The sequence below is a fragment of the Pseudomonas sp. 2(2015) genome, assembly GCF_000955865.1.
Classification (GTDB): Bacteria; Pseudomonadota; Gammaproteobacteria; order Pseudomonadales; family Pseudomonadaceae; genus Aquipseudomonas.
Map to the genome: position 1 here is coordinate 160,910 of NZ_JYOF01000015.1, position 25,368 is coordinate 186,277.

Genomic DNA, 25,368 nt, shown 5'->3' on the forward strand with positions numbered 1-25,368 from the left:
ACTGATCATTCCTGAACTGGGCCAGCTGGCGATGATCCTGGCGATCTGCTTCGCCTGCGTCCAGGCCACCATCCCGCTGCTCGGCGCCTGGCGCGGCGACAGCCTGTGGATGAGCCTGGCGCGCCCGGCCGCCTGGGGCCAGTTCGCCTTCCTGGCGTTCGCCTTCGCCTGCCTGACCCACGCCTTCATGACCGACAACTTCTCGGTCGCCTATGTGGCCAACAACTCCAACAGCGCCTTGCCCTGGTACTTCAAGTTCAGCGCCGTGTGGGGCGCCCACGAGGGCTCGCTGCTGCTGTGGGCGATGATCCTCGGCGGCTGGACCTTTGCCGTGTCGATCTTTTCCCGGCAATTGCCGCAGGTGATGCTGGCGCGGGTGCTGGCGGTGATGGGCATGATCAGCGTCGGCTTCCTGTCGTTCCTGATCATCACCTCCAACCCGTTCAAGCGCCTGTTGCCGCAGATGCCGAGCGACGGCGCCGACCTCAACCCGTTGCTGCAGGACATCGGCCTGATCGTTCACCCACCGATGCTGTACATGGGCTACGTGGGCTTCTCGGTGGCCTTCGCCTTCGCCATCGCCGCCTTGCTTGGCGGGCGCCTGGACGCCGCCTGGGCGCGCTGGTCGCGGCCGTGGACCATCGTCGCCTGGGCCTTCCTCGGTATCGGCATCACCCTCGGTTCCTGGTGGGCTTATTACGAATTGGGCTGGGGTGGCTGGTGGTTCTGGGACCCGGTCGAGAACGCCTCGTTCATGCCCTGGCTGGTCGGCACCGCGCTGATTCACTCGCTGGCGGTCACCGAGAAGCGCGGCGTGTTCAAGAGCTGGACGGTGCTGCTGGCCATTGCCGCTTTCTCCCTGAGCCTGCTGGGCACCTTCCTGGTGCGTTCCGGGGTACTGACCTCGGTGCACGCCTTTGCCTCTGACCCTGAGCGCGGCATCTTCATCCTGATCTTCCTGTTGTTCGTGGTCGGCGGCTCGCTGACCCTGTTCGCCCTGCGCGCGCCAGTGGTCAAGAGCCAGGTCGGTTTTGCCCTGTGGTCGCGGGAAACCCTGCTGCTGGCCAATAACCTGATACTGGTGGTGGCGGCGTCGATGATCCTGCTCGGCACCCTTTACCCGCTGATTCTCGATGCCCTGACCGGGGCCAAGCTGTCGGTCGGCCCGCCGTACTTCGATGCGCTGTTCATCCCGTTGATGGCGCTGTTGATGGTGGTCATGGCGGTGGGCGTGCTGGTGCGCTGGAAAGACACCCCGAGCAAATGGCTGCTGGGCATGCTCACCCCGGTGCTGATCGCCAGCGCCGTGCTGGCGCCGATCGGCGGCCTGCTGGTGGATGACTTTGACTGGCAGGTGCTGACCACCTTTGCCCTGGCTGCGTGGATTGTCCTGGCCGGGGCCCGCGACATCCTCGACAAGACCCGCCACAAAGGCTTGTTCAAAGGCCTGCGCGGCCTCAACCGCAGCTACTGGGGCATGCACGTCGCCCACCTGGGCCTGGCGGTGTGCGCCCTGGGCGTGGTGCTGTCGAGCAACAACAGCGCCGAACGCGACCTGCGCCTGGCGCCGGGCGAGTCGGTGGAGCTGGCCGGTTACCAGTTCATCTTCGAGGGCGCCAAGCATTTTGAGGGGCCAAACTTCACCTCCGACAAGGGCACCGTGCGGGTGGTTGAAAACGGTCGTGAGATCAGCGTGCTGCACCCGGAAAAACGCCTGTACACCGTGCAGCAGTCGATGATGACCGAAGCCGGCATCGATGCCGGTTTCACCCGTGATCTCTACGTCGCCCTCGGCGAGCCGCTGGATAACGGCGCCTGGGCGGTGCGGGTGCACGTCAAACCGTTTGTGCGCTGGATCTGGCTGGGCGGCCTGCTGACCGGCCTGGGCGGTTTGCTGGCGGCACTGGATGGTCGCTATCGCGTCAAGGTCAAAACCCGTGTGCGTGAGGCACTGGGCATGTCTGGAGCTACTGCATGAAGCGTTGGATCATGGTGCTGCCGCTGGCGGTGTTTCTGCTGGTGGCGGTGTTTCTCTACCGCGGGCTGTTCCTCGACCCGAGCGAACTGCCCTCGGCGATGATCGGCAAGCCGTTCCCGGCCTTTGCCCTGCAATCGGTCGACGGCAAGCCGCTGACCGAGGCCGACCTGCTCGGCAAGCCGGCGCTGGTCAACGTCTGGGCCACCTGGTGCCCGTCGTGCAAGGTCGAGCACCCGTACCTGAACAAGCTGGCCGAGCAGGGCGTGGTGATCCACGGCGTCAACTACAAGGACGACAACGCCGCCGCACTGAAGTGGCTGGCCGAGTTCCACAACCCCTACCAGCTCGACATCCGTGACGAGCAGGGCAGCCTGGGCCTGGACCTGGGTGTTTATGGCGCGCCGGAAACCTTCCTGATCGATGCCAAGGGCGTCATCCGCTACAAGCACGTCGGGGTGGTTGACGCGACCGTTTGGCGCGAGCAACTGGCGCCGCAGTACCAGAGCCTGGTCGATGAGGCCAAGCCATGAAGCGCTGGCTGGCGGCCGCCGTGCTCGGCCTGAGCCTGGCCGGGGTAACCCAGGCGGCGATCGATACCTACCAGTTTGCCGATGAGGCGGAACGCGCGCGTTATCACGAGCTGACCAAGGAACTGCGCTGCCCCAAGTGCCAGAACCAGGACATCGCCGACTCCAACGCACCGATTGCCGCCGACCTGCGCCGGGAGATCTTCCGCATGCTCGGCGAGGGCCAGAGCAATCAGCAGATCATCGACTTCATGGTCGATCGCTACGGTGATTTCGTCCGCTACAAACCGGCCCTGAGCGCCCGCACCTGGCTGCTCTGGTTTGGCCCTGGCGTGTTGCTGCTGGGCGGCTTCACCGTGCTCGCGCTGATCGTGCGCAAGCGCCGTGGCCAGGCGGCAGCAGGCAACGCCGACCTTTCGTCCGAGGAGCGTGAGCGCCTCGCCAAATTGCTGGACAAAGAACAGACCCATGACTGATTTCTGGCTTGCTGCAGGCCTGCTGTTGCTGGTGGCCCTGAGCTTTTTGCTGATCCCGGTGTTGCGCGGCCGTCGTGCGCAACAGGAAGAAGACCGTACCGCCCTCAACGTCGCCCTGTATCAGGAGCGCGTCGCCGAACTGGCAAGCCAGCAGGCCGCCGGGGTGCTCGATGCCGAGCAGTTCGGCAAGGGCCGCGACGAGGCCGCGCGCGAGCTGCTGGCCGACACCGAGGGCGCTGAACCGCAGCGCCTGGGCCGCCTGGGCAAACCCTTGCCGCTGCTGGCGGCGGTGCTGGTGCCGCTGATGGGCCTGGGCCTGTACCTGCACTTTGGTGCCAGCGAGCAGGTCGAGCTGACCCAGCAGTTCGCCAAGGCGCCGCAGTCCATGGAAGAAATGACCCGCCGCCTGGAGCTGGCCGTCAAGGCCCAGCCGGATTCGGCCGAAGGCTTGTACTTCCTTGGCCGTGCCTACATGGCCCAGGAGCGTCCGGCCGACGCCGCCAACGTCTTCGAGCGTGCCGCCGCGGTTGCCGGGCGCCAGCCGGAGCTGCTCGGGCAGTGGGCGCAGGCGCTGTACTTTGCCAACAACAAGCAATGGAGCGGGCAATTGCAGGCCCTCACCGACGAAGCGCTCAAGGCCGACCCCAACGAAGTCACCAGCCTTGGCCTGCTGGGCATCGCTGCATTCGAGGCTGAGCACTACCAGCAAGCCATTGATTACTGGAACCGCCTGCTGGCGCAACTGCCCGAGGGCGACGCCTCGCGGGCAGCGTTGCAGGGCGGTATCGAGCGCGCCAGCGACAAGCTCAAGGCCGGCGAGGGCAAGGCCGCACCGGCAGTTGCCGAGCAGGGCACGGCACGCCTGAAGGTTCGGGTCGAGCTTGCGGCGGCGCTCAAGGACAAGGTCAAGGCCGATGACACTGTATTCATCTTTGCCCGTGCAAGTTCCGGCCCGCCGATGCCGCTGGCGGCCAAGCGGGTAACCGTGGCGCAGCTGCCGATCGAGGTCGAGCTGAGCGACAGCGACGCGATGATGCCGAACATGAAACTGTCGAGCTTCCCTGAAGTCCAACTGGTTGCGCGCATCTCTCGCGCTGGCCAGCCGACCCAGGGCGAATGGGTTGGCAAGGGTGCTCCGCTGGCCAGCAGCACGACCGCTGCGCAGCACCTGACCATCGACAGCCCGGACCAGTAAGAGACCGACTATGAACAGCATCGCACGCCTGACCCTTCTTTCCCTGGTTGTGGGCTTGAGTGCATGTACCGTTCACCAGCCCTCCGAACCCACCGCGCCGCCAATCGAAACCCTGCCGCCGGGCCCGGGCAGCAAGCCTGCGCCCAAGCCGGGCGCGGTGCCGAGCAAGCCGGCCGTGACCCCGGTGCCCAAGCCAGTGCAGCGTACCTCACCGAGCTTTGCGCCTCCGCCCGGTGGCGCCAGCCACTGGGACCCGCGCCTGGGCGTGTATGTGCTCGACGGCAAGACCAACACCTTCTATCGCCAGCGCACCTACTACCGCTGGAACAACGGCTGGAGCTGGTCGACCAACCTCAACGGCCCCTGGCAGGAAACCGACAGCAGTGGCGTGCCGGGCGGTCTGGGCCGGGCTTTCGCCCAGTAACCTGAGCTGCGCATAATGCCCCCTCGCCAATAGCCCGGGAGCAAGGCATGACACAAACGGTACTGGTGCTGGTAGAAACGGTCGACGACTACCTTCCCCTGTTGGAACACAACGGCTTTCGCCTGATCCGCGCGCAGACCCCGGCCTTGCGCGCCGAGGCCATTGCCCGCCATGGCAGCCAGATCGATGCAGTGCTGACCCGGGGTCCGCTAGGCCTGTACGCCGATGAAATGGCCGCGTTGCCCGCCTTGAAAATCATCTGTGTGATCGGTGCCGGTTACGAGCAGGTCGACCTTGCGGCCGCTGCTGCCCGGGGTATTACCGTGACCAACGGTGCTGGCGCCAATGCCACGGCGGTCGCCGACCATGCCATGGCCTTGCTGCTGGCGGTGGTGCGCGATATTCCCCGCGCCGATGCCTCGACCCGCCGTGGCGAGTGGAACCGGGTGATCAGCCCGTCGGTCAGCGGCAAGCGCCTGGGCATTCTCGGCCTCGGCGCGGTCGGCCTGGCGATCGCCAAGCGGGCGGCGCAGGGCTTCGACATGCCGGTGAATTACCACAACCGCACGCCGCGTAGCGACGTCGCTTATCACTATTGCGACAGCCCCCTGGCCTTGGCCCGGGAATCGGACTTTCTGATTGTCGCCACCCCGGGCGGCGCCGCTACTCGCCAGTTGATCGACAAGCCGGTGCTTGAAGCGCTGGGGGCAGAGGGCTTTCTGGTCAACATCGCCCGGGCCAGCGTCGTCAGCACGGCGGACCTGGTCGATGCCTTGGAAAACGGCGTGATCGCCGGTGCCGGGCTCGATGTGTTCGATGACGAACCGGCAGTGCCCGAAGCCCTGAAGGCCTTGCCCACGGTAGTGCTGACCCCGCACGTCGCCGGCCAGTCGCCGGAAGCGGCGCGCGACACCGTGGAACTGGTGCTACGCAACCTGCAGGCGTTTTTTGCCGGCGAGCCGGTGCTGACCCCGGTCACGGCCTGACAGCTGCTAGACTTGCCGGCTCTTCTCCCAGCAAGGAGCCTTGATCATGTCCCTGGAAAAACACGGTAGCTGCCTGTGCGGCGCCGTCAAACTCAGCGTCAGCCTTGAGAAAGCCAGCGTCAACGCCTGCCATTGCGGCATGTGCCGGCAGTGGGGCGGCGGGCCGTTTTTGTCGGTGCACTGCGCGCAGCCGGTGAAGTTCACCCGCGGCCAGCCGGTGTTCCATGACTCCTCCGACTGGGCCCAGCGCGGGTTCTGCGGCGCCTGTGGCACGCACCTGTTGTACCGGCTGAAATCCGGCAATTTCGACGCGGTGTCGGTGGGTGTACTTGAGGGTGACACCGACTGGGTGTTCGACCTACAGGTGTATATCGACAAGAAACCTGAGTACTACTGCCTGGCCCGAGGCACGCCGACGATGACCGCAGCCGAAGTCGAAGCCATGTTCAGCTAAGCGCCAGCAACCAGTCCTCGAACACCTGCGCCGCCGGCGAGCGCAGGGCCTGTTTGTCGTGCACCAGGTAGTCGGCTTGCCCGGTGTGCACGACAAACTCCGAGACCTGGCGGATCAGGCCGTTGTCGATCCGCTCGCGGGCCATGAACTCCCAGCCAAGGCCCACGCCCATCCCCTGCATCACCGCATCGAACACCAGGTTGACCTGGTTGAAGGTCACCGCATTGGCCGGCGCCTGGTAGCGCAAGCCCTGATGGCCGAACCAGTCCTGCCAGTCCAGGCAGTTCCAGGCCGAGGCATCCAGCTGGATCAACGGCAAGGCTTGCAACGCACTCAGTGACTGCACAGCGGGCAGGGCACGTTTGACGCTGGCGATCGGGTAGATGGCCTCATCGAACAACTTGCTGGCCTTGAGCGAGCTCCAGTGGCCATGGCCATAGAGAATGCCGAAGTCGTAATTGCCAATATCGCTTTCGCTGATTTCGTTGCTGGCATGAATGTTCACCGTCAGCTCCGGGTGCTGTTCGTTGAAGCGCAGCAGGCGCGGAAACAACCAGTACTGGGCCACCGCATGGGTGCAGATGACGCTGACGTTGCGGCTGCCGTGGCCGCTTTTAAGACGCAGCACATTGGCCAGCAGGCTTTCCAGCATGGGCTCGACGATGGCATTGAAGCCGTCGCCGGCCGCCGTCAATGCGATGCCCCGGGCGCGGCGCTCGAACAGCAGCGCGCCGAGGTGCTGTTCCAGCAGCTTGATCTGTTTGCTCACCGCGCTCTGGGTCAGGTACAGCTCGCTGGCCGCGCGGGTAAAGCTGCCGGTACGCACCACTGCCTCGAACGCGATCAGGGTGTCCAGGGGCGGCAGGTGACGGCTGAAGCGGCTCATGTGACGGTCCGGTCTGGGGAATGTCTGAATCATAAGGTCGATGCTTTCAGCGTGAAAGGTATTCCTGCAGGGAATGCCTGCATGCCGAATGATCTTTTGTCCGGGCGCTGTCCAGGCGTTAGCCTGCGCTCTTCTTAGATCAGGAGCAGGCGCGTGAAACGGGGTGTGGCGTATGCCGGGGTAGCCGGTGCGATGTGGGGGCTGGTATTGATGGTGCCGCAGCTGTTGCCGGAGTTCAGCCCGGTGCTGCTCAGCTGCGCGCGTTTCGTGCTGTTCGGCCTGGTGACCCTGGTGCTGGCGATTCCCATGCGCAAGGCCCTCGGACGCCTGACCCTGGGCGACCTGTGGATGATCGGGCGCCTGGCGCTGATCGGCAACCTGCTGTACTTCATCTGCCTGGTGGCGGCGATCCAGCGCCTGGGTGTAGCGCCGGCGTCGTTGATTGTCGGCGTACTGCCGCTGACCATCACCCTGTATGGCCGTCACGACAGCGGCGGGGTGGCGCTGCGCCAGTTGTTGCTGCCGCTGGGCCTGATCCTGGCCGGCATGCTGTGCATCAACCTGCAGACCTTTGCCCTTGAGCCGGGAGCGGTGGCCGACAAACTGGCCGGGGTGCTGTATGCCCTCGGCGCGCTGGCCTGCTGGACCTGGTACGCGGTGCACAACAGCCGTTACCTCAAGCAGTGCGGGCATTTCGACAGCCATCAATGGTCGGTGCTCAACGGGGTGATGACCGGCGTGTTGAGCCTGGTGCTGGTGGCGCTGCTGGCACTGTGGCAGCCGGCGCAGTTGCAGGTCGAGGCGGCGCCTGAGCGCTGGACGCTGTTCTGGCTGTACAGCCTGGGTTGCGCGGTGTTCGGCTCGTGGCTGGCGGCGCTGCTGTGGAATGCCGCGTCCAAGCGCATGCCAGTGACGTTGAGCGGCCAGTTGATCGTCTTCGAGACCCTGTTCGCTTTGCTCTACGCCTTCATCTGGCGTCAAAGCGGCCCGAGCCTGCTGGAGGGCCTGGCGATTGTCCTGGTGATCGGCGGCGTCTGCTGGTCGATGCGCCAGCACGAGCCGGGCAGGGTGGTGGTGACTGCCCAAGCTTGATCGCTGGCCTTGCAAAACCTCGCCAACCCTGCGAAAACGCTGGCCACCAAAGGTATATCCCGCTTCAACGAGGTCAAGCATGAGCAGCGAACTGCAAATCATCGATATCCAGCCAGGCGACGGCAAGGCCGTGGTCAAGGGCGCGCTGATCACCACCCAGTACACCGGCTGGCTCGCCGACGGCACGGAGTTCGACTCCTCCCACAGCCGCGGCAAGCCGTTCCAGTGCGTGATCGGCACCGGCCGGGTGATCAAGGGCTGGGACCAGGGCCTGATGGGCATGCAGGTCGGCGGCAAGCGCAAACTGCTGGTGCCGGCGCACCTGGGCTATGGCGAGCGCAGCCTGGGCAAGATCCCGCCCAACTCCGACCTGACCTTCGAGATCGAGCTGCTCGAAGTCCTTACCCGCGACGATTGAGCGCCGTCGGTCTTAATTCAGCAACATCAAGGCGCTACAGTAGCTCTGGCTCAGGGCCGAGCGCTCAGGGATCGAACCAAATGGCATTCTTGTACTCTGAAGCATGCCCGATTCCACGGATGGAGCATCAGACAGGGATCCCCCCGCGGCTTCGGCCGCGGGGTGGCACAGGCGGGTCAGCCTCAACCCTTTTTGCTGTGAAGAGCCCTATGAAGTTGCCCTCCCTGTTCAAGCGTCACCGTCACGCTGCGTTGTCCCTTGCCCTGCTTGCCGGTGTCGGCCTGCTGGCCGTCGAGGCGCTGGAAAGCCGCGCAGCACCTGTGGACGGTGTGCAGACCCTGGTGTTCCTGCGTCATGCCGAAAAGCCCGGCGAGGGCCTGGGGCAGCTCAACTGCCAGGGCCTGAACCGCGCCCTGGACCTGGCCACCTTGCTGCCGGAGAAGTTCGGCAAGGCCGACTATGTGTTCGCGGCCAACCCGTCCCGGCACGTCGAAGAGGGCAGCAACGACGACGCCTACAGCTATATCCGCCCGCTGATGACCATCAGCCCCAGTGCCATCAAGCTCGGCCTGCCGGTGAACATCGACTTCGGCGCCAACGATACCGGCGATCTGGCCGACGAACTGCTGCAGGACAAGTACCGCAACGCCACCGTCTATACCGCCTGGTCCCACGGCTACCTGCCGGAACTGATCAACACCGTGGCCGGCAAGGCCCTCGGTGAAAAACGGGTGATCACCGACGACTGGGACGGCGAGGACTTCGACTCGATGTACGTACTGACCCTGACCTGGCACGACGGCAAGGCCAGCCTGCTCAGCCGCAACTACAAGCAGGGCCTGAACAACGGCGAGCACAGCTGCCCGAGCTGATACTCAGTTCAGCGCTTCGAACCGACCCTTGGCCTCGCGCCATTCAAACACCTTGCCCAGGCAATAGCTGTTGGCTTCCAGCAGCACCTGGGTACTGCCGCCTTCAAGACGCACCTTGACGCTGTCGATACCCTGGCTGTAGCAACCGGGCAGGCCTACGTCGAGGGTTTGCACGCGCTTGCCGCTGGCCTTGTCGATGACCTCGATGGTCTTCACCCGGTCGTGGTCATCGGCCAGCGGAATCTGGAAATAGAAACGCTCGGTAGAGGCCGCCTGGGGCAGTGACGCAGTGCCGGCAGGCCAGACCTGTTGATGACCGAAGTCCGCTACCAGGCGCAACTCCAGGGGAAGCTGCCGGGCATTGGCGTAGGCCGTCCAAGTGCCGAGTATCGGCTGGGTGGCGGCGTTGTCATCGGGGTTGTAGAACTTCAGCCGAGCGGTGGGCAGACCGGCGCCGTCCAGTTCGTCCATGAACAACTGGCGGCCGGCGTTGACCGAGCGCTTGAGGCGGATCGGCGTGCGGTAGCGGTCGTAAAAGTAGAAACCGTGCTTGTAGTCATTGGTTTTCTCGATCACCAGGGTGATCGCCTGCTTGCCCAGGGTGCCCTGGTAAACGGACTGGTAAGCCTGGGCGCCCAGGCTCAGGCCGAGCAACCCGGCGCCCAGCAGGCATTTGCCCAAGGTGTTCATTGGTTGCGCTCCCTGGCTTGTTGCTCGGTCTTGAGCTCATAGCGATTGCTGTCGGCTTGATACACGTAGTACTGCGGGTTTTGCCCTGCAGCACCGCCGCTGGCCAATTGCCCGACCGGGATGGCCTTGAAATCGGTCACACCGTCAGCGTTGAAGTCGGCAAAACTCAGGCTCGCAGTGCCCTGGAAAAACAGCGCCAGGTTATCGATGACCTGCACCGGCTGGCCGCTGGTGCGATCGAGGACAGTGATGCGATCGATGGTGCCGACATACTCGCCGGCGGCCTTGTGTGCATGCACGCGAAATAGCCGGCGGCCGTCCAGCGGCAGTTGCAGCAGTTCGCCCTGCCATGACGAATCCTGACGGTCGCTGAAGCGGGTCACGCGCTTGAGCGCCAGCGCCTGTCGTTCGCGGTTGCGCAGATCAACCCGGGTGCCGGTCAGCTCGCGGTCGTGGCTGAAGGCAAACGGCTGAATCAGTAGCGCAGCGGACGGCAGCTCCGGGTTGTTGAAGATGTTGATCAACAGCGGCAAGCGATAGTCATGGGGCGTGCGCTCAAGGGGGATCAGCCACTGGCGCTGTTCATCAAGCCAGTAACCCTCGAGGGTCTTGTGCTGGGCGTCGTAGGTCAGGGCGACTTCAATGGCGGTGTCGCCCTGGGTGCCGCGATAGACGTGCACGGGCGGCACGGCCAGGACGGTGGCACTGGCGAACAGCGCGGCAAACGCAATGAAAAGTCGAACCATGCTGCGATCCTTGCAAAGGTGGGGGCGCAAGGATGGGCTGCTTGTCAGCGCTTTTCAAGGCGAGACGCGCGGCTGACGTGGGCGATCTGTTCTTCGGCCCGTTCGCTGAACAGTTGCAAGAGGTCGTCGAGCGTGTGCGGCTGGCTTTCGTTGGCGCGGGTCAGGGCGTACAGGGTAATCGGCAAGGCCGGATCCAACGGCCGCACCAGCGTTTGCGCCGAGCCTTGGGCGGTGAACGGATCGATCAAGGCCAGCCCGGCTCCGGATTCGACCATGGCCCGGGCCAGGGAGTAGGTCTGCACCCGGATGCTGGTGCGCGGCGCCGGCTCAAGGTTCTTCAGGTACTGGCCGACCTGGGCGGCCAGCGGGTCGCTGCTGCTCAGGCCGATCAAGGGCGCATCGGCCAGTTCTTCAATTGCCAGCGCCAAGCCCTGGCTGTCTGCGCTCCAGTAGCCTTTGGGGGCCAGTGCCACCAGCTTGCCGTGGGCCAGGGGCTGGACATTCAGGCCGGGGTGTTCGGGGTGGCGCAAGGTCAGGGCGACATCGATTTCGCGCATCAGCAACTGCTGCACCAGCTCGCGGCTGTGCAGGCTCGACAGTTCGCATTCGGACTGCGGGTGGCGCTCGGCCCATTGGCGGATCACCGGCGCAAACAACGCCAGGGCCAGCGCCGGCGTCGCCCCGATGCGCAGGCTCATGCCCGGTTGCCGGCGCAGGCTGGCGGCCAGGCGCCGCACCCCTTCAACGCTGTCGCTGACCTTGTCGACTTCGCGTTCCAGGGCCAGGGCCTCGGGGGTGATCTGCAACTTGCCGCGCACCCGCAGGAACAGCGGGAAACCCAGCTGCGCTTCGGCGTGTTGGAGTATTTTCGACACCGCCGGCTGGGTGACGTGCAGCAACTGCGCGGCGCCGCTGATGGAGCCAGTCTGGCGGATGGCCTGGAACACTTCGATATGACGCAAGCGCATGGGGTAGCCCATAACCTTTGTTTATGGTCTGCCCATTTTTATTCATTATCGTCAGGCTGTCACCGGGCCTAGTCTGAAGGCCTTCAGATTGGCGGATGAAAGCACATGGCACAGCGGGTAACGGTGATCGGCGGCGGCGTGATTGGTCTGGCAACGGCCTACGCGCTGGTGCGCGAAGGCTTTGCCGTCGATCTGGTCGAGGCACGCGAGGGCCTGGCGGGCGGCACCAGCTTTGCCAATGGTGGGCAGTTGTCGTATCGCTATGTCGCGCCGCTGGCCGATGCCGGGGTGCCGTTGCAGGCGCTGGGCTGGCTGCTGCGCAGTGAATCGCCGCTCAAGTTGCGCCCGCGCCTGGACTTTGCGCAGTGGCGCTGGATGGGCGCGTTCATGGCGGCGTGTCGCAGCTCGGTCAATCGCACCAATGCCGCACACCTGCTACGCCTGGCCTTGCACAGCCAGGGTACGCTCAAGCAATGGCGCGAGGACGATGGCCTGGACGGCTTTGCCTGGCGGCGCAATGGCAAGCTGGTGACCTTTCGTAATCGCGCAACCTTTGCCCATGCCCGCCAGCACCTGCTCGACCCGCAGGGCCAGCAGGTGCTGGATGCGCAGGAGATCCGCGCGCTGGAACCGGCCCTGGCCGATGCGCCGTTCATTGGCGGGGTGTTCACCGCGGATGAAGAGGTCGCCGATTGTCATCGTTTCTGCCTGGCCCTGGTCGAGCGCCTGCAGGCGTCGGGGCAATGCCGCCTGATGCTCGGGCAGGCAGTGACGCGCATCCGCCACAGTGGTGGGGTAGTGCAGGCGCTTGAGCTGAGCGAGCAGGTCGTGCCGGTGGAGCGCCTGGTGCTGTGCGCCGGGCACCGCAGCGCCAGCCTCGGCCTGCCGGGGCTGCAGTTGCCGATCTATCCGCTCAAGGGCTACAGCCTGACCGCACCGATCAAGGCCGGGCAGCGGGCACCGCAGGTAAGCATCACCGACTACGACCGCAAAATCGTCTATGCCCGCCTCGATGACCAACTGCGCGTCGCCGCCATGGTCGACATCGTCGGCTTTGATGAATCGCTCGATCCGGCACGGCTGGCCAGCATGCGCCAGTTGGCCGGGGCGACCTTGCCCGATGCCGCCGACTACGCCCAGGCCCGCGAATGGGCCGGCATGCGCCCGGCCACCCCCAGCGGCGTACCGTTGCTCGGGGCCACGGCGTACCGCAACCTGTGGCTCAATCTTGGCCATGGCGCCCTGGGTTTCACCCTGGCCTGCGCCAGCGGCCAGCTGTTGGCCGAACTGATCGCGGGTCGCGCGCCGTCAATCGACCTGCACGGCCTGACCCCGCGGGCGGCCTGAACCGAACAAGAACAACAACCGCAAGGAGTGTCCCGATGTCGATTACCCGTTTGCACCGTCCTGCTCTGCTTGCCCTGTCATTGTGCTTCGCGCAGCCGCTGCTGGCGCAAACGCCGGCGCTCAGCGGCAGCCTGAAGAAAATCGCCGAATCCGGCAGCATCACCCTCGGCTATCGCGACTCGTCCATTCCGTTTTCTTATGTGGGCGACCACAGCGGCAAGCCCATGGGCTATTCGGTCGATCTTGCGGCTGAGATCGTCAAGCACCTGCAGGCCAAGCTGGCGGTGCCGCCGCTCAAGGTGCGCTACAACCTGGTGACTTCGCAGACGCGCATCCCGCTGGTGCAGAACGGCACGGTCGATCTGGAGTGCGGCACCACCGGGGTCACCGCCGAGCGGCAGAAGCAGGTGGATTTCTCCTATGGCTTTATTTTCGTCAAAGGCCAGTTGCTGACCAAAAAAGACAGCGGCATCCAGGGCCTGGATGACCTCAAGGGCAAGAATGTGGTCAGCACCGCCGGCACCACCAACGAGAAGTACCTGAAGAACTACAACCTGGAGCACCGGTTGGGGGCTTCGGTGATCAGTGCCAAGGACCACGGCGAGGCGTTCATGATGCTGCAGTCCGGGCGCGCGGCGGCGTTCTACATGGATGATGCGCTGCTGTACGGCGAGCGGGCCAAGGCGCGCAATCCGCACGACTGGGTGGTGGTGGGCGAGGCGCAATCGAAGGAGATCTACAGTTGCATGGTGCGCAAGGGCGATGACGGCTTGCTGGCGCTGGTCAATGAAGCGTTGGCGGATGTCTATCGCAGCGGGCGCATCGAGTCGATCTACAACCGCTGGTTCCAGCAGCCGATCCCGCCCAATGGCCTGAACCTGGAGTTTGCGATGACCAGTGAACTGAAGGGCCTGATTGCCAGGCCGTCGAGTGAGCCGGTGCAGTAGTTTCTGCGCTGTTATCAGGCCATCGGCGGCAAGCGCCGTTTCACCGGGGTCTTCTTGACGATCGCGGTGTTGGTCTCGGCGTGGCTGTTGAGCTTGTCCAGCACGGTATCGAGCTCTTCCATCGAGCGCACGTGCAGGCGCGCGATAAAGCAGTCATCGCCGGTGACCTTGTCGCACTCGGTGAACTCGGGGATGGCCATGATCTGCCGCTCCACTTCCTGCAGTTGCCCGGGCAGCGGCCGCACGCGGACGATGGCCTGTAGCTGGTAGCCGAAGCAGCGCGGGTCGATCTCTACCGTGTAGCCCTTGAGCACGCCACGCTCTTCAAGGCGGCGCAGGCGTTCGCTGACGCTCGGTGCTGACAGCCCGCTGAGCTGCGCCAGGGCCTTGAGCGAGCGCCGCGAGTCTTCCATCAGTGCCTTGATCAACAGTTGGTCGATATCGTCGGTCATACAGGCCTCGTTAGGCAAAATGCGAAAACTGCCTTGATAGTAAAGGTACAAGGTCAGTCTAGCCTGTTTTATCCACTGGAACGGTCGCCGCTGCCCTTGCCATAATTTGCCCATCGTCAAGGAGGTGAGTGATGGACAGTTCAATCCGCCGTGGGTCGTTCGAGATGGTCGCCGCGATGTTGATATCCGGGACCATTGGCTGGTTCGTGCTGGTGTCCGGGCAACCGGTACTGGATGTGGTGTTCTGGCGCTGTGTGTTCGGTGCTGGCACCTTGCTGCTGATCTGCCTGGCCATGGGCTTTCTCAAGCCCGGTATCCTGACCCTGGCCACCTTCGCCCTGGCGGTACTCAGCGGCGTGGCCATCGTCGGCAACTGGGTGCTGCTGTTTGCCTCCTACTCACGCGCCTCGATTGCAATCGGCACTGCGGTATACAACGTCCAGCCGTTCATGCTGGTGGGCCTGGCGGCGCTGTTTCTCGGTGAGAAAATCACCGCGCCCAAGCTGTTCTGGCTAGCGGTCTCCTTTGCCGGCATGCTGGCGATCGTCAGTGCCCATGGCAGCCAGGGTGGCACTGGCAACGACTACCTGCTGGGCATCGCCCTGGCCCTGGGCGCGGCGTTTCTGTATGCCGTGGCGGCGCTGATCATCAAACGCCTGAGCGGCACGCCGCCGCACCTGATCGCGCTGATCCAGGTGTGCACCGGCATCCTCCTGCTGGCGCCCTGGGCCAATACCAGTGGCCTGCCGGGCGACGTCGGTGCGCTGGCCAGCCTGGTGACCCTGGGCATCGTCCACACCGGGGTGATGTATGTGCTGCTGTACGGCGCGATCCAGAAGCTGCCGACCGCCTTGACCGGGGCGCTGTCGTTCATCTACCCGATCGCAGCGATTTTCGTCGACTGGTTCGCCTTTGGCCATCGCCTGGCGCCGCTGCAATGGCTGGGTGTGGCCGCGATCCTGCTGGCCGCGGCCGGCATGCAGCAAGGCTGGTGGTTCAAGCCTGCGCTCAAGGCCCCGGCGGTCAAGCCAGACTGACGGCTGCGCGATCGATCAGGGCGGCCACTTCGGCGGCCCTGGACACCAGCGAGGCATGGCTGGCCTCCAGGGTCAGCAGCTCCTTGGGCTGCAGGCGTTCTGCCATGAGTTTCTGGTTGTCCGGGTGGATCATCCGGTCCTGGGTCGAGAGCTGGTACCAGCTGGGTTTGTGCTTCCATGCGGGCTCACCGATGGTGTCACCGAAGGTGCTGGCCAGTGGCGCCTTCTGGGTCACGCTCATCACCAACCCTTCATCCTTGCTCAGGTCCTGGCAAAAGCTTTCGTGCAGTTTGTCGGGTTTGATCCACAGGTAGCCATCGCCATCTGGTTGCAGGTTGGCTGCCGCTTGCGGCGGGTTCTTGGCGGTGATGGCGCCGGGGCTTTCGCCGCTGTCGGGGGCGAAGGCGGCGATGTACACAAGGCCTGCGACATTGGCCTGGTTGCCCATCTGGGTAATCACCGCACCGCCGTAGGAATGCCCGACCAGCAGCACCTTGCCGGGTATCGAGGCGACCATTTTGCGCGTGCGTTCAGCGTCATCGGCAAGCGAGGTCAAGGGCATCTCCACCGCATGCAGGTTGCGGTGGCCCAGGCGTGACAGTTCGAGGATGACCCGGCTCCAGTGGGCGGCGCCGCCCCAGAAACCATGGACCAGGACTATGGACGGAGTGTCGCTCATGATCGTTCTCCAGCACAGGGGTGGAATGCTAGTGTAGATGCTTGTACCTGTTTATGAAGGACCGCGCCGATGGCCCAGAACATCTACGACAATCCGGATTTTTTCCACGGTTACAGCCAGCTCGGGCGCTCGCGCGAAGGCCTGGCCGGTGCTGCCGAATGGCCGGCACTGCAAGCACTGTTGCCGCCAGTGGAGGGCCTTGATGTGGTCGACCTCGGTTGCGGTTACGGCTGGTTCTGCCGCTGGGCGGCGGAGCAGGGCGCAGCCTCGGTGCTGGGCCTGGACGTCTCGTCGCTGATGCTCGACAAGGCGCGGTCGAGCACGCTCGATGCGCGCATCCGCTACGCCCGCGAAGACCTCGACACTCTGCAATTGCCCAAGGCCGCCTTCGATCTTGCCTACAGTTCCCTGACCCTGCATTACATTGACGATCTGCCGCGCCTGTTCGCCAGCGTGCACGCGGCCTTGCGCCCGGGTGCACGGCTGGTGTTCTCGATCGAGCATCCGATCTACATGGCTTCGCGCAATCCTGGCTGGATCGTCGCTGCGGACGGCGGCAAGACCTGGCCGGTGGACAGCTATCAGCACGAGGGCCAGCGCGTGACCAACTGGCTGGCCGATGGCGTGATCAAGTACCACCGCACCCTGGGCACCTTGCTCAATCAGCTGATTGGCGCCGGTTTTACTCTGGCCCATGTACAGGAGTGGGGGCCGAGCGCTGAACAGATCCAGGCCTGCCCGGCATTGGCCGAAGAGCAGGAACGGCCCATGCTGTGTCTGGTGGCTGCGCACCGTTGAATCGCGCGGGTCGAACCTGATCTGGCAGGGTAGAATAGCCGGCTTTACCCGATTGAATCTGCCCATGACCTCTGTGATCGACACCCTCCAGCAGCACCTGCTCGCCGCCCTCGACCCGGCGCCGAGCGAAACCCGGCGCCTGTTCCATGGCCGCGGGCGCTGCTGGCCGGGGCTTGAGCAGATCACCGTGGACTGGCTGCAGGGGGTGTTGCTGGTGTCGCTGTTTCGCCAGCCGCCCGAAGGCCAGTTGCCGGCCCTGGAGCAGATGCTCCTGACGCTTGCCCAGGCGCCAGGCTGGCGCGGCCAGGCCATTCTGATTCAGCACCGCTACCTGCCGGACAGCCCCGGGCAGTGGCTGCTGGGTACCCCCAGCGAGCACTGGTTGATCGATGAGGACGGCTTGCGCTATCAGCTGGACCTGGGCCTCAAGCAGAACACCGGTCTGTTCCTCGACATGCGCTATGGTCGGCGCTGGGTGCGTGAGCAGGCGGCGGGCAAGCGCGTGCTCAACCTGTTCGCCTACACCTGCGGTTTTTCGCTGGCGGCGATTGCCGGTGGCGCCGAGCAGGTGGTCAACCTGGACATGGCGCGCTCGGCATTGAGCCGCGGGCGCGATAACCATCGGCTCAACGGCCATGACCTGGGCAAGGTGAGTTTTCTTGGCCATGAGCTGTTCAAGTCGTGGGGCAAGGTGCGCAAGTCCGGGCCCTATGACTTGATCATCATCGACCCGCCAAGCTTCCAGAAGGGCAGCTTTGTCCTGACCCAGGACTACCGCAAGATCCTGCGGCGCCTGCCGGAGTTGTTGAACGCCGGCGGCACGGTGCTGGCCTGCGTCAACGACCCGGCCGTTGGCCCGGACTTTCTCATCGAAGGCATGGCTGAGCAAGCACCGGAGCTGAGCTTTGTCGAACGCCTGGCCAACCCGCCGGAGTTTCCCGACAGCGATCCGGCGGGTGGCTTGAAGGCGCTGGTGTTCAGGGCCCTTGTGTAGGAGCGGGCTTGCCCGCGATGCGATGTGGCGGACAGAATGCTATCGCGGGGCAAGCCCGCTCCTACTTGGCTAAGCGCCGCCAGCCCAGCACCACACCGCTGACACTGAGCACCAGCCCGCCCAGGCTGAAGGCGATCATCCAGGCATCCCACAATGGCCGCCGTTGCAACAGCGGTAGCCAGTCCCAGCTGTGCAGCAACGAGAACAACCAGCGCGACACGCGCCGCGGCTGGTCCAGTACACCCAGCACCTCGCCGGTGTACAGGTCCAGGTGCAGCCAGGTCTGTTGCGGGTCTGCAAAGCGTACGCGCAACACTGGCAAGCGCTTTTCCAGGTGGCCGAGCATGCTTTGCTCGGCCCGGGCGTAGTAGTAGAAGTCGTAGGCTTCAAGCTGCTCGCTGTACATCTGGCCCTGGGGCAGGATCGCTTGTGCGGCGCGCTCCAGCACCTCCCGCGGCAGGCGTTCGAGCACCTGGCCGTCGGCCATCGACAGCACCCGCGTGCGCCCGGCGCCATCATGACCGACCAGGTACCCCGCACCCGCAATCAAGCGCCATTCCAGCTCACGGGCCTTGAAACCTTGCTGCTCGAACCGCGCCAGCGCCTCAGAGGCCGACAGCGGAAAAGCCGCCGCGGTCAACGGCCCGCCTTGATAGGCCGCAACATTCAACGGCATTGAGCTGCTGAACAGCCGCCACGGGTTCATCGACATCAAGCCACTGAAAATCCAGGTAATCGCCAGCACGCCAAACAGCAAGCCGCCAATATGGTGCCAGCGGGCAAAGCCCCGGTAGGGCGAACGCGAGCCACTGCGGTAGGGCTTGCGCAGGCGCCAGCGCAGGATCCCGATCACCGCGCCAAGCAACGCCATCAGCGTGCCGGCCAGCGACAGGCTGATCACCAGGTTGCTCCACAGGCCGTCGACGCCAATGCCGCGTAATGGATACAGCCAGTGCAGCCAGGCGCCGACCAGGTTCCAGCCGCGCTCCAGGGCGCTGGCATCGCGCACCACTTCGCCGGTATGGCCGCAGATGTACAGCAGGGTGCGTGCGCCATCGTCGAGCTGCACCCGCTGCAGCGGGCGCTCGGCGTCGAGGGCGCGCGAGTGGCTCCACAGGTCTTCGGTCACCACCCCGGCATAACGGGCTGTTGCCTGCGGATCGTATTGATGCGCACTGGCCAGGGCCTGTTCGCGATCGATCGCCTGCAGGCGCTGGCCCGTGCGGGCGTCCACCGCCACGCTGGCCCGGCCTGGATAGCTGAACAGGTAGCGCGGCGTGCCGGCCACCGTGCTCAGGCGGATGCTGGCCGGGGTGCGCCCGGCATCGGCACTGCGCAGGGCAGTGCCGAGGTCGACGCAGCAATCCTGAACGCGCAACTGCGGCAGGTGAGCGTAGTGCTCGCGCGGGGTCAGCTTGGGGTAGCCGACATACAGCATGACCATCCCCGAGAAGAACCACAGGGCCATGAACAGGCATAAGCCGATGCCCAGCCAGCGGTGCCACAGGTACAGGTAACGTTTCATCGGCGGCGTCCTAGAAGCGCGTCTGCACGGCCAGCTCCAGGGTGCGCGGGGCACCGAGGTAGAGCATGCTCGAGGAGGTCCAGCGGGCATACACCTCGTCGGTCAGGTTGCGCACCCGGGCCGTGATGCGCGTGTCGTCATCGACCTTGAAACCGACGAAGGCACCGAAGATCGTGTAGGCCGGCGCGTAGCGGGTGTTGGCTGCGTCGGCATACACCGAAGACACGTAGCGGCTGTCGGCACCGATTTGCCAGCTCGGGTCGATGTCGTAGGTCAGCCACAGGTTGGCGACCCGCTCGGGGATGTTGGTCGGGGTATTGCCCTTGCGCGAGATCGAGCGACCGCCGACGTTCTCGTTGAACTCGTCGTACTGGGCGTCGACGTAGGCAAAGTTGCCCTCGGCCAACAGCTTCGGTGTGACGTGCAGCGAGGCGGCCACTTCTACCCCGCGTGAGGTCTGCTTGCCCACCGGCTGGGTGACGCTGGGGTTGGCGGCATCGGCGGTGGCGAGGTTCTTGCGCTCGATCTGGTAGGCGGCAACGGTGGCGGCGCCGCGGCCATCGAGGAAGCTGAACTTGCTGCCCACTTCCAGCTGCTTGCCGGTGCTCAGGTCGAAGTCGCGTACGGTGGCAAAACTGGCTGTGCTGAGCATGCCCGAGGGCGGGTCGGCGGCGGTGCTGTACTGCACATAGACGTTGGCCGCCGGGGTCAGCTCGTAGACCAGGCCGATGCGCCCGGTGGTGGGCTCGTAGCTGCGCTGGAAGTCCAGCGGGTTGTTGGCATCGACCGTGCGGTAGTTGTGCACATCGAGGTCGATATGGTCATAGCGCAAACCGGTCAGCAGCGACAGGCGCTCGGTCAGTTGCAGGCGGTTCTCGACGAACGCCGCCCAGGTGTCGACGGTGTTCTCGCGGTTCTTCTGAAAGCCCGGGACCATGCCCTTCAGGTCATAGAAATGCCCGGGTTCGAAGCTGGCCGGATCGACACTGTCGAAAATACCGGTGATCGAGCGCGGGTAGGTCATCTGCACGTTGTGGCTGTAGTCCAGGCCCGCCGACCACTGGCTGTTGAGGCCGAACAACTGGCCCTCGTGCAGCAATTCGAAGCGGTTGCCGTTGAGCTCCTGGTCATGGCGTTGCAGCAGCGCGTTGGAGCGGTTGACCCGGCTGTTGTCGGCATTGTAGGCGTAGGTTTCGAGGTTACGAAAATCACGCTCGGTGTTGTAGTGGTAGAGGGTGTTGCGCAGCGAGGTGTTGTCGTTGAAGCGGTACTCGGTGATTGAGCGCAGCCAGCGAACGCGCTGCTCGTAGCGGCCGTCCTCGACGTTGTAGTTTTCGAAGCGGCGGCTCTCGTCGACCTTCATTTCGCCGCCCAGCGGGTTGAGCACCGGGCTGCCCCAATAGGGGCTGTCGACCGTTTCGTTCTGGTACTCCACGGCCAGGGTGTGGGACAGCTGGTCGTTGATGTCGGTGAGCAGCGAGAACGCCACGGTCCAGGCATCGCGCTCTTCGCGATCGACATAGCCGTTGCTCTTGCTGTGGCTGAAATCCAGGCGTGCGTAGTTGCGGATGCCATCGCCGTCGTTGAGCGCATGGTTGAAGCCGAACGAGGTCTCGCTGCTGTCGTAGGAGCCGTACTTGATCCTGCCTTCGTTGAAGTTCTCGTCGCGGCTGGCCAGTTTGCTGATGTAGTTGATCGAGCCGCCGACGGCGCCAGCGCCAAACAGGAAGCTCGACGGCCCGCCGACGGCTTCGACGCGGTCATAGATCCAGCTGTCGACCGGGCGCGCGGCAACCGAGTCGTACTGCACGCTGATGCCGTTGAACAGCTGGGTGATCTGCCCCCCGGAAAACCCCCGGTAAGCCACCGAGCCTGCCGAACCCGGTGGTGAGGCGGCGGTCATGCCGGGCACGCCGTTAAGCGCGTCCTGGGTGGTCTGCGCGCCGCGTTGCTCGATCTGCTGGCGGTTGACGATGCTCACCGAGGCCGGGGTTTCCCGCGGGGTGAGGCCAAGGCGCGAAGCGGTTTGCGACGGGGTGTCGAGCAGCACGCCGTCTTCGGCGTCGGCGCGGCTGTTGATACGCAGGTCGGGCAGGGTCAGCGGCGCCTCGGCCACAGCGTGGAAGGGCAACGCGCACAGCAGCGCCGCGCAACCGTAAAGGCGATAGGAGTAGGGCATGAATCACACTCTGGAAATTGAGCCAGCGGCCGCCTGCACCTGTCAGGCAGGCACAGCAAAAAACGGCCGGTTTCGGGCAGCCCAAGCGGCTGCCAGGAGGTTCAAGCCAGAAGTGGGGAGGCGCGGGGGTTGGCGGCCGGCCAGCAATATCGCGGCGGCGCTTTGCTGCGCAGTTCACGGTGATAGCGACGTACCCGGGTAACCGCCAGCAGCCAGCCGATGACCAGCACCAGGCCCAGGCAGACCACGGCGGCAGCGCACACCGGGCAGGTCTGCATGCTGTCCCAGCCGGCCACCGTCTGATCGCCGAAATCGCTTTTCAGCGTCGGCCCGGCGCTGCCCATGGCCGAGCAATAGGCGCCGCCGATACCGTTGAGTTGCAGGCCCATCATCTGCCCGTGACCGATACCGCAGGCGAACAGATTGAACAGGACACAGAAGTACATGGTCCAGGCAATCAGCGGGCGGTCGGAGGGGGCGCGGTTCATGGCCGCGACTTTAGCACCGATGGCCGCTGGGGTTAAAGCAATCAGGCCGGTTCTTCAGCGACTTTTTGCGGTGGCGGATTGTATTGCGCAAAGCTCACGTCGTCGGTCTGGTCGACGCGCTTTTTCAGCCGTTCGTTGAAGGCGCGATTGACCGCATATTGCCCGCCGGAGCTGGTGCGAAACTGCGCGGTCAAAGTGATGCCGTTGAGGTTCATGCTGTCGACCCCGAACACCTGCAGCGGCCCTTGCAGGCTGTGGCGCAGCAGCGGGTCTTCGCTGATCGACTGGCCGACTTCGCGGATCAGTTTCAGCGCGCTGTCGACGTCGGTCTGGTAGCTGAACTGCACCGAGAAGAACGCATAGGCGAACTGCCGTGACTGGTTGGTGACCGCCTTGATCTGGCCGAACGGTACCGAGTGCACGAAGCCCTTGCCATCACGCAGGCGCAAGGTGCGGATGGTCAGGCTCTCGACCGTGCCGGCATGCCCGGAATCGAGCACCACCCAGTCGCCGATGGCGATGGTGTCTTCGATGAGGATGAACAGCCCGGTGATCACGTCCTGCACCAGTTGCTGGGAGCCGAAACCGATCGCCAGGCCGACCACCCCGGCGCCGGCCAGCAAGGGCGCGACGTTGATGCCCAGATTGGCCATGGTGGTGATGGTGCAGATCACCACCAGGATGATCTTGATGGCATTGCGCAGCATCGGCAGGATGGTCCGCACCCGGGTGCTCGGCTGGCGCGACGAGCGCCGCCCGACCGTGGGCTTGAGGGCTTCCTGGATCGCCGTGTCGATCACCACCCACAGCAGCCAGGTGACCAGCAGGATCAGGCCGATGCTGCTCAGTGAATCACTGATCGCCCGGCCCAGGCTGTTGCGCAGGGCAAAATCGAGCACCGAAAAGCCCCAGATGCGCCCCAGCAGCTCGATGAAGGCCACTGCCATGGCGATGCGCAGCAGCGCGTGGGCAAGGTTGCGCAGCAGTTCCTTGTACGGACGCAGGCGTTGCCCGGGTTCGATGTCGTGGGCCTTGAACAGGTGCTGCAAGGTGGTGCTGAGAAACAGCGTGGCGATCAGCAAAATGGTGGTCAGCAAAGCGTTTTGCAGGGCCTTCTGGCTCTCTTCGCCGGCGCCGATCAGGGTGATGGCCGAGACCAGGATCATCATCAGGATCGGCAGGTACCAGAGCCAGGAAAAGATCCGCAGGGTTTCCTGCACGGCGCGGTGCTGCAAGCGCTCCTTGAGCGCGCGGTTGCGGATCAGGTGCGCCACCGGGCGGCGCAGGCGAATCACCAGGACGGCGAACGCCAGGGTCGCCAGCAGGCCGGTGATTACCGCCACGCTGCTGGTGATGTTGCCGCCCAGTTGCCGGGCGATCTGCGGGCTGGTCAGGGCATCGCTCCAGGCCGCCAGAAAGCCGATCATGAACAGCGGCCGAGGCGCCAGCTGGCGAATGATGCGCACCGCCGCGCGCTTGTGGCCGGTGTCGAACAGGGTGATCAGGCACAGGATGATCGAGGTCGAGAAGATACCGCTGCTGGTGGCATAGGCCAGGCTCAGGCCCAGGGCGCGGCCTACCGACGGCTCCAGATAGTGGCTGACGTACAGCGTGGTCGGCAGGCTGGCCAGGGCCGGCAGGGTATAGGGCAGCAGGTAGCCGAGCAGTTTCTGCAGGCGCGGGCGTTGGCGCAGCGGGCGGCTGTTGTTGCTGCGATGGGCCAGCAGGCGGCCGAGGTTGGTGAGCACCGCGAAGGCGACCAGCCAGGTGATGCTCAGCAGGGCGAAATCGCCCAGCAGGTCGAGGCCATCGCGACCGGCGTGGCGGTTGACCAGTTGATCGACTTCATTGGCGGCGCGGTCGGCGCGCAGGCGCCAGCTGTCGAACAGGTGGCTGTCGACATTCAGTTCCGAGCTGACATCGTCCAGGCCATCGGCAATGGCGCCGAGCAGGCCGCCCTGGACCACGGGTTCAGGTTCAGGTGTTGGTGCGGCGGGCGAAGGTTCGGCGGCGAACAGCTGGCTGCTCAACAGGCAACTGAACAGCAAGGTGAGTAAAGATCGGGTCACTGGGCACTCCTTGAGCCGTGGATGACGGAAAGGGTAGTCAATGAACTGATCAGCAAATGGGAGGGTAAGTTCGATAGGGGGTGAAGCAATCGCGGGTCAAGTCGAGGCGTCACCTCGACTGACCCGCGATGAGGCCATTACTGCCCGGTGTAGATCTGGTCGAAAATCCCGCCATCGTTGAAGTGGGTTCTCTGCACGGTGCGCCAGTCACCGAAGGTCTTCTCGACCGAGAGGAAGTCGACTTTCGGGAAGCGGTCGGTGTACTTAGCCAGCACCGCTGGATCACGCGGACGCAGGTAGTTGTTGGCGGCGATTTCCTGGGCCTCGGGCGACCACAGGTATTTCAGGTAGGCCTCGGCGGTGGCGCGGCTGCCTTTCTTCTCGACCACCTTGTCGACCACACTCACCGGTGGCTCGGCTTCGGCCGAGACGCTTGGGTAGATGACTTCGAACTGGTCACGACCGAACTCGCGGGCGATCATCTCGGCTTCGTTCTCGAAGGTCACCAGCACGTCGCCGATCTGGTTGGTCATGAAGGTGGTGGTGGCGGCGCGGCCACCGGTATCGAGCACTGGCGCCTGCTTGAACAGCTTGCCGACAAAGTCCTTGGCCTTGTTCTCGTCACCGCCGTTCTTCAGCACATAGCCCCAGGCCGAGAGGTAGGTGTAGCGGCCGTTACCGGAGGTTTTCGGGTTTGGCACAATGACCTGGACGCCGTCTTTGAGCAGGTCGGGCCAGTCTTTCAGGGCCTTGGGGTTGCCCTTGCGCACGATGAACACAGTGGCCGAGGTGAACGGCGCGCTGTTGTTCGGCAGGCGCGTGACCCAGTTGTCCGGCACCAGCTTGCCGTTGTCGGCCAGGGCATTGATGTCGGTGGCCATGTTCATGGTGATGACGTCAGCCGGCAGGCCGTCGATTACCGAACGGGCCTGCTTGCTCGAGCCACCGAACGACATCTGCACGGTGATCTTCTCTTTGTGCTCGGCTTCCCAGTGCTTCTGGAACGCGGCGTTGTAATCCTTGTAGAAGTCGCGCATCACGTCGTACGAGACGTTCAGCAGCGGCGCCGGAGCAGCCTGGGCCACGGAGCCGAAGGCGAGGCTTGCGGCCAGAAGCGAGGCACTGAAGAGTTTTTTCACTG

26 protein-coding genes are annotated in these 25,368 nt (G+C 64.6%); 15 read left to right on the top strand and 11 right to left on the bottom strand.

Annotation, left to right across the window (positions count from 1 at the left end):
• The first annotated feature begins 4 nt into the window (after positions 1–4).
• The 7 genes from UB48_RS20345 to UB48_RS20375 are packed head-to-tail and all read left to right on the top strand — an operon-like array spanning position 5 to position 6,040.
• Positions 5–1,978, top strand: a complete 1,974-nt coding sequence (locus UB48_RS20345) for a heme lyase CcmF/NrfE family subunit (RefSeq protein WP_176794336.1) — start codon at positions 5–7, stop codon at positions 1,976–1,978.
• A complete protein-coding gene (locus UB48_RS20350) occupies positions 1,975–2,508 on the top strand; it encodes a DsbE family thiol:disulfide interchange protein (RefSeq protein WP_045200344.1) in 534 nt (177 codons plus the stop codon). The genes UB48_RS20345 and UB48_RS20350 overlap by 4 nt, the downstream gene beginning before the upstream one ends.
• Positions 2,505–2,981 carry a cytochrome c-type biogenesis protein gene (locus tag UB48_RS20355; RefSeq protein ID WP_045200346.1) on the top strand — a complete coding sequence of 159 codons (477 nt, stop codon included), beginning with the start codon at positions 2,505–2,507 and terminating at the stop codon, positions 2,979–2,981. The genes UB48_RS20350 and UB48_RS20355 overlap by 4 nt, the downstream gene beginning before the upstream one ends.
• Entirely contained in the window at positions 2,974–4,176 is a 1,203-nt protein-coding gene (gene ccmI / locus UB48_RS20360; RefSeq protein WP_045200348.1) for a c-type cytochrome biogenesis protein CcmI, read from the top strand. Before UB48_RS20355 ends, ccmI begins: the two co-directional genes overlap by 8 nt.
• 10 nt (positions 4,177–4,186) lie before the next feature.
• Entirely contained in the window at positions 4,187–4,600 is a 414-nt protein-coding gene (locus UB48_RS20365) for a lipoprotein (RefSeq protein WP_045200350.1), read from the top strand.
• 47 nt (positions 4,601–4,647) lie between these two features.
• Positions 4,648–5,586 (top strand): 2-hydroxyacid dehydrogenase, encoded by a 939-nt coding sequence (locus tag UB48_RS20370; RefSeq protein ID WP_045200352.1) that lies wholly within the window; start codon positions 4,648–4,650, stop codon positions 5,584–5,586.
• Between the two features lie 46 nt (positions 5,587–5,632).
• On the top strand, positions 5,633–6,040 hold the full coding sequence (locus UB48_RS20375) for a GFA family protein (protein WP_045200354.1): 408 nt from the start codon (positions 5,633–5,635) through the stop codon (positions 6,038–6,040).
• On the opposite strand, the gene UB48_RS20380 is transcribed toward UB48_RS20375, so the two are convergent.
• Positions 6,033–6,926 (bottom strand): LysR substrate-binding domain-containing protein, encoded by an 894-nt coding sequence (locus tag UB48_RS20380; RefSeq protein WP_045200356.1) that lies wholly within the window; start codon positions 6,924–6,926, stop codon positions 6,033–6,035. The two genes, UB48_RS20375 and UB48_RS20380, sit on opposite strands and share 8 nt — an antisense overlap.
• Positions 6,927–7,079: 153 nt before the next feature.
• Between UB48_RS20380 and UB48_RS20385 the strand changes: the two genes are divergently transcribed.
• From UB48_RS20385 to UB48_RS20395, 3 genes are all read left to right on the top strand, one after another.
• The gene (locus tag UB48_RS20385; RefSeq protein WP_045200358.1) at positions 7,080–8,018 is read left to right on the top strand and encodes a DMT family transporter; all 939 of its coding nucleotides are present in this window, start codon (positions 7,080–7,082) and stop codon (positions 8,016–8,018) included.
• A gap of 79 nt (positions 8,019–8,097) precedes the next feature.
• Positions 8,098–8,436 carry an FKBP-type peptidyl-prolyl cis-trans isomerase gene (locus UB48_RS20390; protein ID WP_045200360.1) on the top strand — a complete coding sequence of 113 codons (339 nt, stop codon included), beginning with the start codon at positions 8,098–8,100 and terminating at the stop codon, positions 8,434–8,436.
• Between the two features lie 209 nt (positions 8,437–8,645).
• A complete protein-coding gene (locus tag UB48_RS20395; RefSeq protein ID WP_045200362.1) occupies positions 8,646–9,308 on the top strand; it encodes a hypothetical protein in 663 nt (220 codons plus the stop codon).
• A 3-nt stretch (positions 9,309–9,311) separates the two neighbouring features.
• On the opposite strand, the gene UB48_RS20400 is transcribed toward UB48_RS20395, so the two are convergent.
• From UB48_RS20400 to UB48_RS20410, 3 genes are read right to left on the bottom strand one after another with little or no spacing between them, the layout of a single operon-like run.
• A complete protein-coding gene (locus UB48_RS20400; RefSeq protein ID WP_045200364.1) occupies positions 9,312–9,998 on the bottom strand; it encodes a hypothetical protein in 687 nt (228 codons plus the stop codon).
• Positions 9,995–10,744, bottom strand: a complete 750-nt coding sequence (locus tag UB48_RS20405) for a hypothetical protein (RefSeq protein ID WP_052676546.1) — start codon at positions 10,742–10,744, stop codon at positions 9,995–9,997. Before UB48_RS20405 ends, UB48_RS20400 begins: the two co-directional genes overlap by 4 nt.
• Before the next feature lie 44 nt (positions 10,745–10,788).
• Positions 10,789–11,712 carry a LysR family transcriptional regulator gene (locus tag UB48_RS20410; protein WP_045200567.1) on the bottom strand — a complete coding sequence of 308 codons (924 nt, stop codon included), beginning with the start codon at positions 11,710–11,712 and terminating at the stop codon, positions 10,789–10,791.
• A gap of 105 nt (positions 11,713–11,817) precedes the next feature.
• Here UB48_RS20410 and UB48_RS20415 point away from each other — a divergent pair, with 105 nt between their 5' ends.
• Complete coding sequence (locus UB48_RS20415) at positions 11,818–13,059, top strand: D-amino acid dehydrogenase (RefSeq protein ID WP_045200366.1); 1,242 nt, start codon at positions 11,818–11,820, stop codon at positions 13,057–13,059.
• 35 nt (positions 13,060–13,094) lie between these two features.
• The gene (locus tag UB48_RS20420) at positions 13,095–14,006 is read left to right on the top strand and encodes a transporter substrate-binding domain-containing protein (RefSeq protein ID WP_177329173.1); all 912 of its coding nucleotides are present in this window, start codon (positions 13,095–13,097) and stop codon (positions 14,004–14,006) included.
• Between the two features lie 14 nt (positions 14,007–14,020).
• Here UB48_RS20420 and UB48_RS20425 read toward each other — a convergent pair whose 3' ends face one another.
• Complete coding sequence (locus tag UB48_RS20425) at positions 14,021–14,458, bottom strand: Lrp/AsnC family transcriptional regulator (protein WP_045200368.1); 438 nt, start codon at positions 14,456–14,458, stop codon at positions 14,021–14,023.
• A 131-nt stretch (positions 14,459–14,589) separates the two neighbouring features.
• Between UB48_RS20425 and UB48_RS20430 the strand changes: the two genes are divergently transcribed.
• Positions 14,590–15,495, top strand: coding sequence for a DMT family transporter (locus UB48_RS20430; protein WP_045200370.1), 906 nt, complete (start codon positions 14,590–14,592; stop codon positions 15,493–15,495).
• Here the strand turns inward: UB48_RS20430 and UB48_RS20435 are convergent.
• Entirely contained in the window at positions 15,482–16,174 is a 693-nt protein-coding gene (locus UB48_RS20435; protein ID WP_045200372.1) for an alpha/beta hydrolase, read from the bottom strand. The two genes, UB48_RS20430 and UB48_RS20435, sit on opposite strands and share 14 nt — an antisense overlap.
• Before the next feature lie 69 nt (positions 16,175–16,243).
• On the opposite strand from UB48_RS20435, the gene UB48_RS20440 reads away from it, so the two are divergent.
• Both UB48_RS20440 and UB48_RS20445 read left to right on the top strand, forming a co-directional pair.
• Positions 16,244–16,972 carry a bifunctional 2-polyprenyl-6-hydroxyphenol methylase/3-demethylubiquinol 3-O-methyltransferase UbiG gene (locus UB48_RS20440; RefSeq protein ID WP_045200374.1) on the top strand — a complete coding sequence of 243 codons (729 nt, stop codon included), beginning with the start codon at positions 16,244–16,246 and terminating at the stop codon, positions 16,970–16,972.
• Between the two features lie 64 nt (positions 16,973–17,036).
• The gene (locus UB48_RS20445) at positions 17,037–17,966 is read left to right on the top strand and encodes a class I SAM-dependent methyltransferase (protein WP_045200376.1); all 930 of its coding nucleotides are present in this window, start codon (positions 17,037–17,039) and stop codon (positions 17,964–17,966) included.
• Positions 17,967–18,027: 61 nt separating this feature from the next.
• Here the strand turns inward: UB48_RS20445 and UB48_RS20450 are convergent, their stop codons facing one another.
• The 5 genes from UB48_RS20450 to UB48_RS20470 all read right to left on the bottom strand — a co-directional run bounded on the left by UB48_RS20450 (position 18,028) and on the right by UB48_RS20470 (position 25,366).
• Positions 18,028–19,491, bottom strand: a complete 1,464-nt coding sequence (locus tag UB48_RS20450) for a PepSY domain-containing protein (protein ID WP_045200381.1) — start codon at positions 19,489–19,491, stop codon at positions 18,028–18,030.
• A 10-nt stretch (positions 19,492–19,501) separates the two neighbouring features.
• Positions 19,502–21,670, bottom strand: a complete 2,169-nt coding sequence (locus tag UB48_RS20455) for a TonB-dependent siderophore receptor (protein ID WP_045200383.1) — start codon at positions 21,668–21,670, stop codon at positions 19,502–19,504.
• A gap of 101 nt (positions 21,671–21,771) precedes the next feature.
• Positions 21,772–22,158: a DUF2946 domain-containing protein gene (locus UB48_RS20460; RefSeq protein ID WP_045200385.1), complete on the bottom strand. Its 387-nt coding sequence runs from the start codon at positions 22,156–22,158 to the stop codon at positions 21,772–21,774.
• A gap of 41 nt (positions 22,159–22,199) precedes the next feature.
• Positions 22,200–24,227, bottom strand: coding sequence for a mechanosensitive ion channel family protein (locus UB48_RS20465; RefSeq protein ID WP_045200387.1), 2,028 nt, complete (start codon positions 24,225–24,227; stop codon positions 22,200–22,202).
• A 137-nt stretch (positions 24,228–24,364) separates the two neighbouring features.
• Positions 24,365–25,366, bottom strand: a complete 1,002-nt coding sequence (locus UB48_RS20470; protein WP_045200388.1) for a sulfate ABC transporter substrate-binding protein — start codon at positions 25,364–25,366, stop codon at positions 24,365–24,367.
• Positions 25,367–25,368: the final 2 nt, after the last annotated feature.

Excerpts from the sequence above, each read along its gene's own strand:
- UB48_RS20350 (WP_045200344.1), top strand. The coding sequence starts at position 1,975 with ATGAAGCGTTGGATCATGGTGCTGCCGCTGGCGGTGTTTCTGCTGGTG.
- UB48_RS20355 (WP_045200346.1), top strand. The coding sequence starts at position 2,505 with ATGAAGCGCTGGCTGGCGGCCGCCGTGCTCGGCCTGAGCCTGGCCGGG.
- ccmI (WP_045200348.1), top strand. The coding sequence starts at position 2,974 with ATGACTGATTTCTGGCTTGCTGCAGGCCTGCTGTTGCTGGTGGCCCTG.
- UB48_RS20365 (WP_045200350.1), top strand. The coding sequence starts at position 4,187 with ATGAACAGCATCGCACGCCTGACCCTTCTTTCCCTGGTTGTGGGCTTG.
- UB48_RS20370 (WP_045200352.1), top strand. The coding sequence starts at position 4,648 with ATGACACAAACGGTACTGGTGCTGGTAGAAACGGTCGACGACTACCTT.
- UB48_RS20375 (WP_045200354.1), top strand. The coding sequence starts at position 5,633 with ATGTCCCTGGAAAAACACGGTAGCTGCCTGTGCGGCGCCGTCAAACTC.
- UB48_RS20380 (WP_045200356.1), bottom strand. The coding sequence starts at position 6,926 with ATGAGCCGCTTCAGCCGTCACCTGCCGCCCCTGGACACCCTGATCGCG.
- UB48_RS20390 (WP_045200360.1), top strand. The coding sequence starts at position 8,098 with ATGAGCAGCGAACTGCAAATCATCGATATCCAGCCAGGCGACGGCAAG.
- UB48_RS20395 (WP_045200362.1), top strand. The coding sequence starts at position 8,646 with ATGAAGTTGCCCTCCCTGTTCAAGCGTCACCGTCACGCTGCGTTGTCC.
- UB48_RS20400 (WP_045200364.1), bottom strand. The coding sequence starts at position 9,998 with ATGAACACCTTGGGCAAATGCCTGCTGGGCGCCGGGTTGCTCGGCCTG.
- UB48_RS20405 (WP_052676546.1), bottom strand. The coding sequence starts at position 10,744 with ATGGTTCGACTTTTCATTGCGTTTGCCGCGCTGTTCGCCAGTGCCACC.
- UB48_RS20410 (WP_045200567.1), bottom strand. The coding sequence starts at position 11,712 with ATGCGCTTGCGTCATATCGAAGTGTTCCAGGCCATCCGCCAGACTGGC.
- UB48_RS20415 (WP_045200366.1), top strand. The coding sequence starts at position 11,818 with ATGGCACAGCGGGTAACGGTGATCGGCGGCGGCGTGATTGGTCTGGCA.
- UB48_RS20420 (WP_177329173.1), top strand. The coding sequence starts at position 13,095 with ATGTCGATTACCCGTTTGCACCGTCCTGCTCTGCTTGCCCTGTCATTG.
- UB48_RS20425 (WP_045200368.1), bottom strand. The coding sequence starts at position 14,458 with ATGACCGACGATATCGACCAACTGTTGATCAAGGCACTGATGGAAGAC.
- UB48_RS20430 (WP_045200370.1), top strand. The coding sequence starts at position 14,590 with ATGGACAGTTCAATCCGCCGTGGGTCGTTCGAGATGGTCGCCGCGATG.
- UB48_RS20435 (WP_045200372.1), bottom strand. The coding sequence starts at position 16,174 with ATGAGCGACACTCCGTCCATAGTCCTGGTCCATGGTTTCTGGGGCGGC.
- UB48_RS20440 (WP_045200374.1), top strand. The coding sequence starts at position 16,244 with ATGGCCCAGAACATCTACGACAATCCGGATTTTTTCCACGGTTACAGC.
- UB48_RS20445 (WP_045200376.1), top strand. The coding sequence starts at position 17,037 with ATGACCTCTGTGATCGACACCCTCCAGCAGCACCTGCTCGCCGCCCTC.
- UB48_RS20450 (WP_045200381.1), bottom strand. The coding sequence starts at position 19,491 with ATGAAACGTTACCTGTACCTGTGGCACCGCTGGCTGGGCATCGGCTTA.
- UB48_RS20455 (WP_045200383.1), bottom strand. The coding sequence starts at position 21,670 with ATGCCCTACTCCTATCGCCTTTACGGTTGCGCGGCGCTGCTGTGCGCG.
- UB48_RS20460 (WP_045200385.1), bottom strand. The coding sequence starts at position 22,158 with ATGAACCGCGCCCCCTCCGACCGCCCGCTGATTGCCTGGACCATGTAC.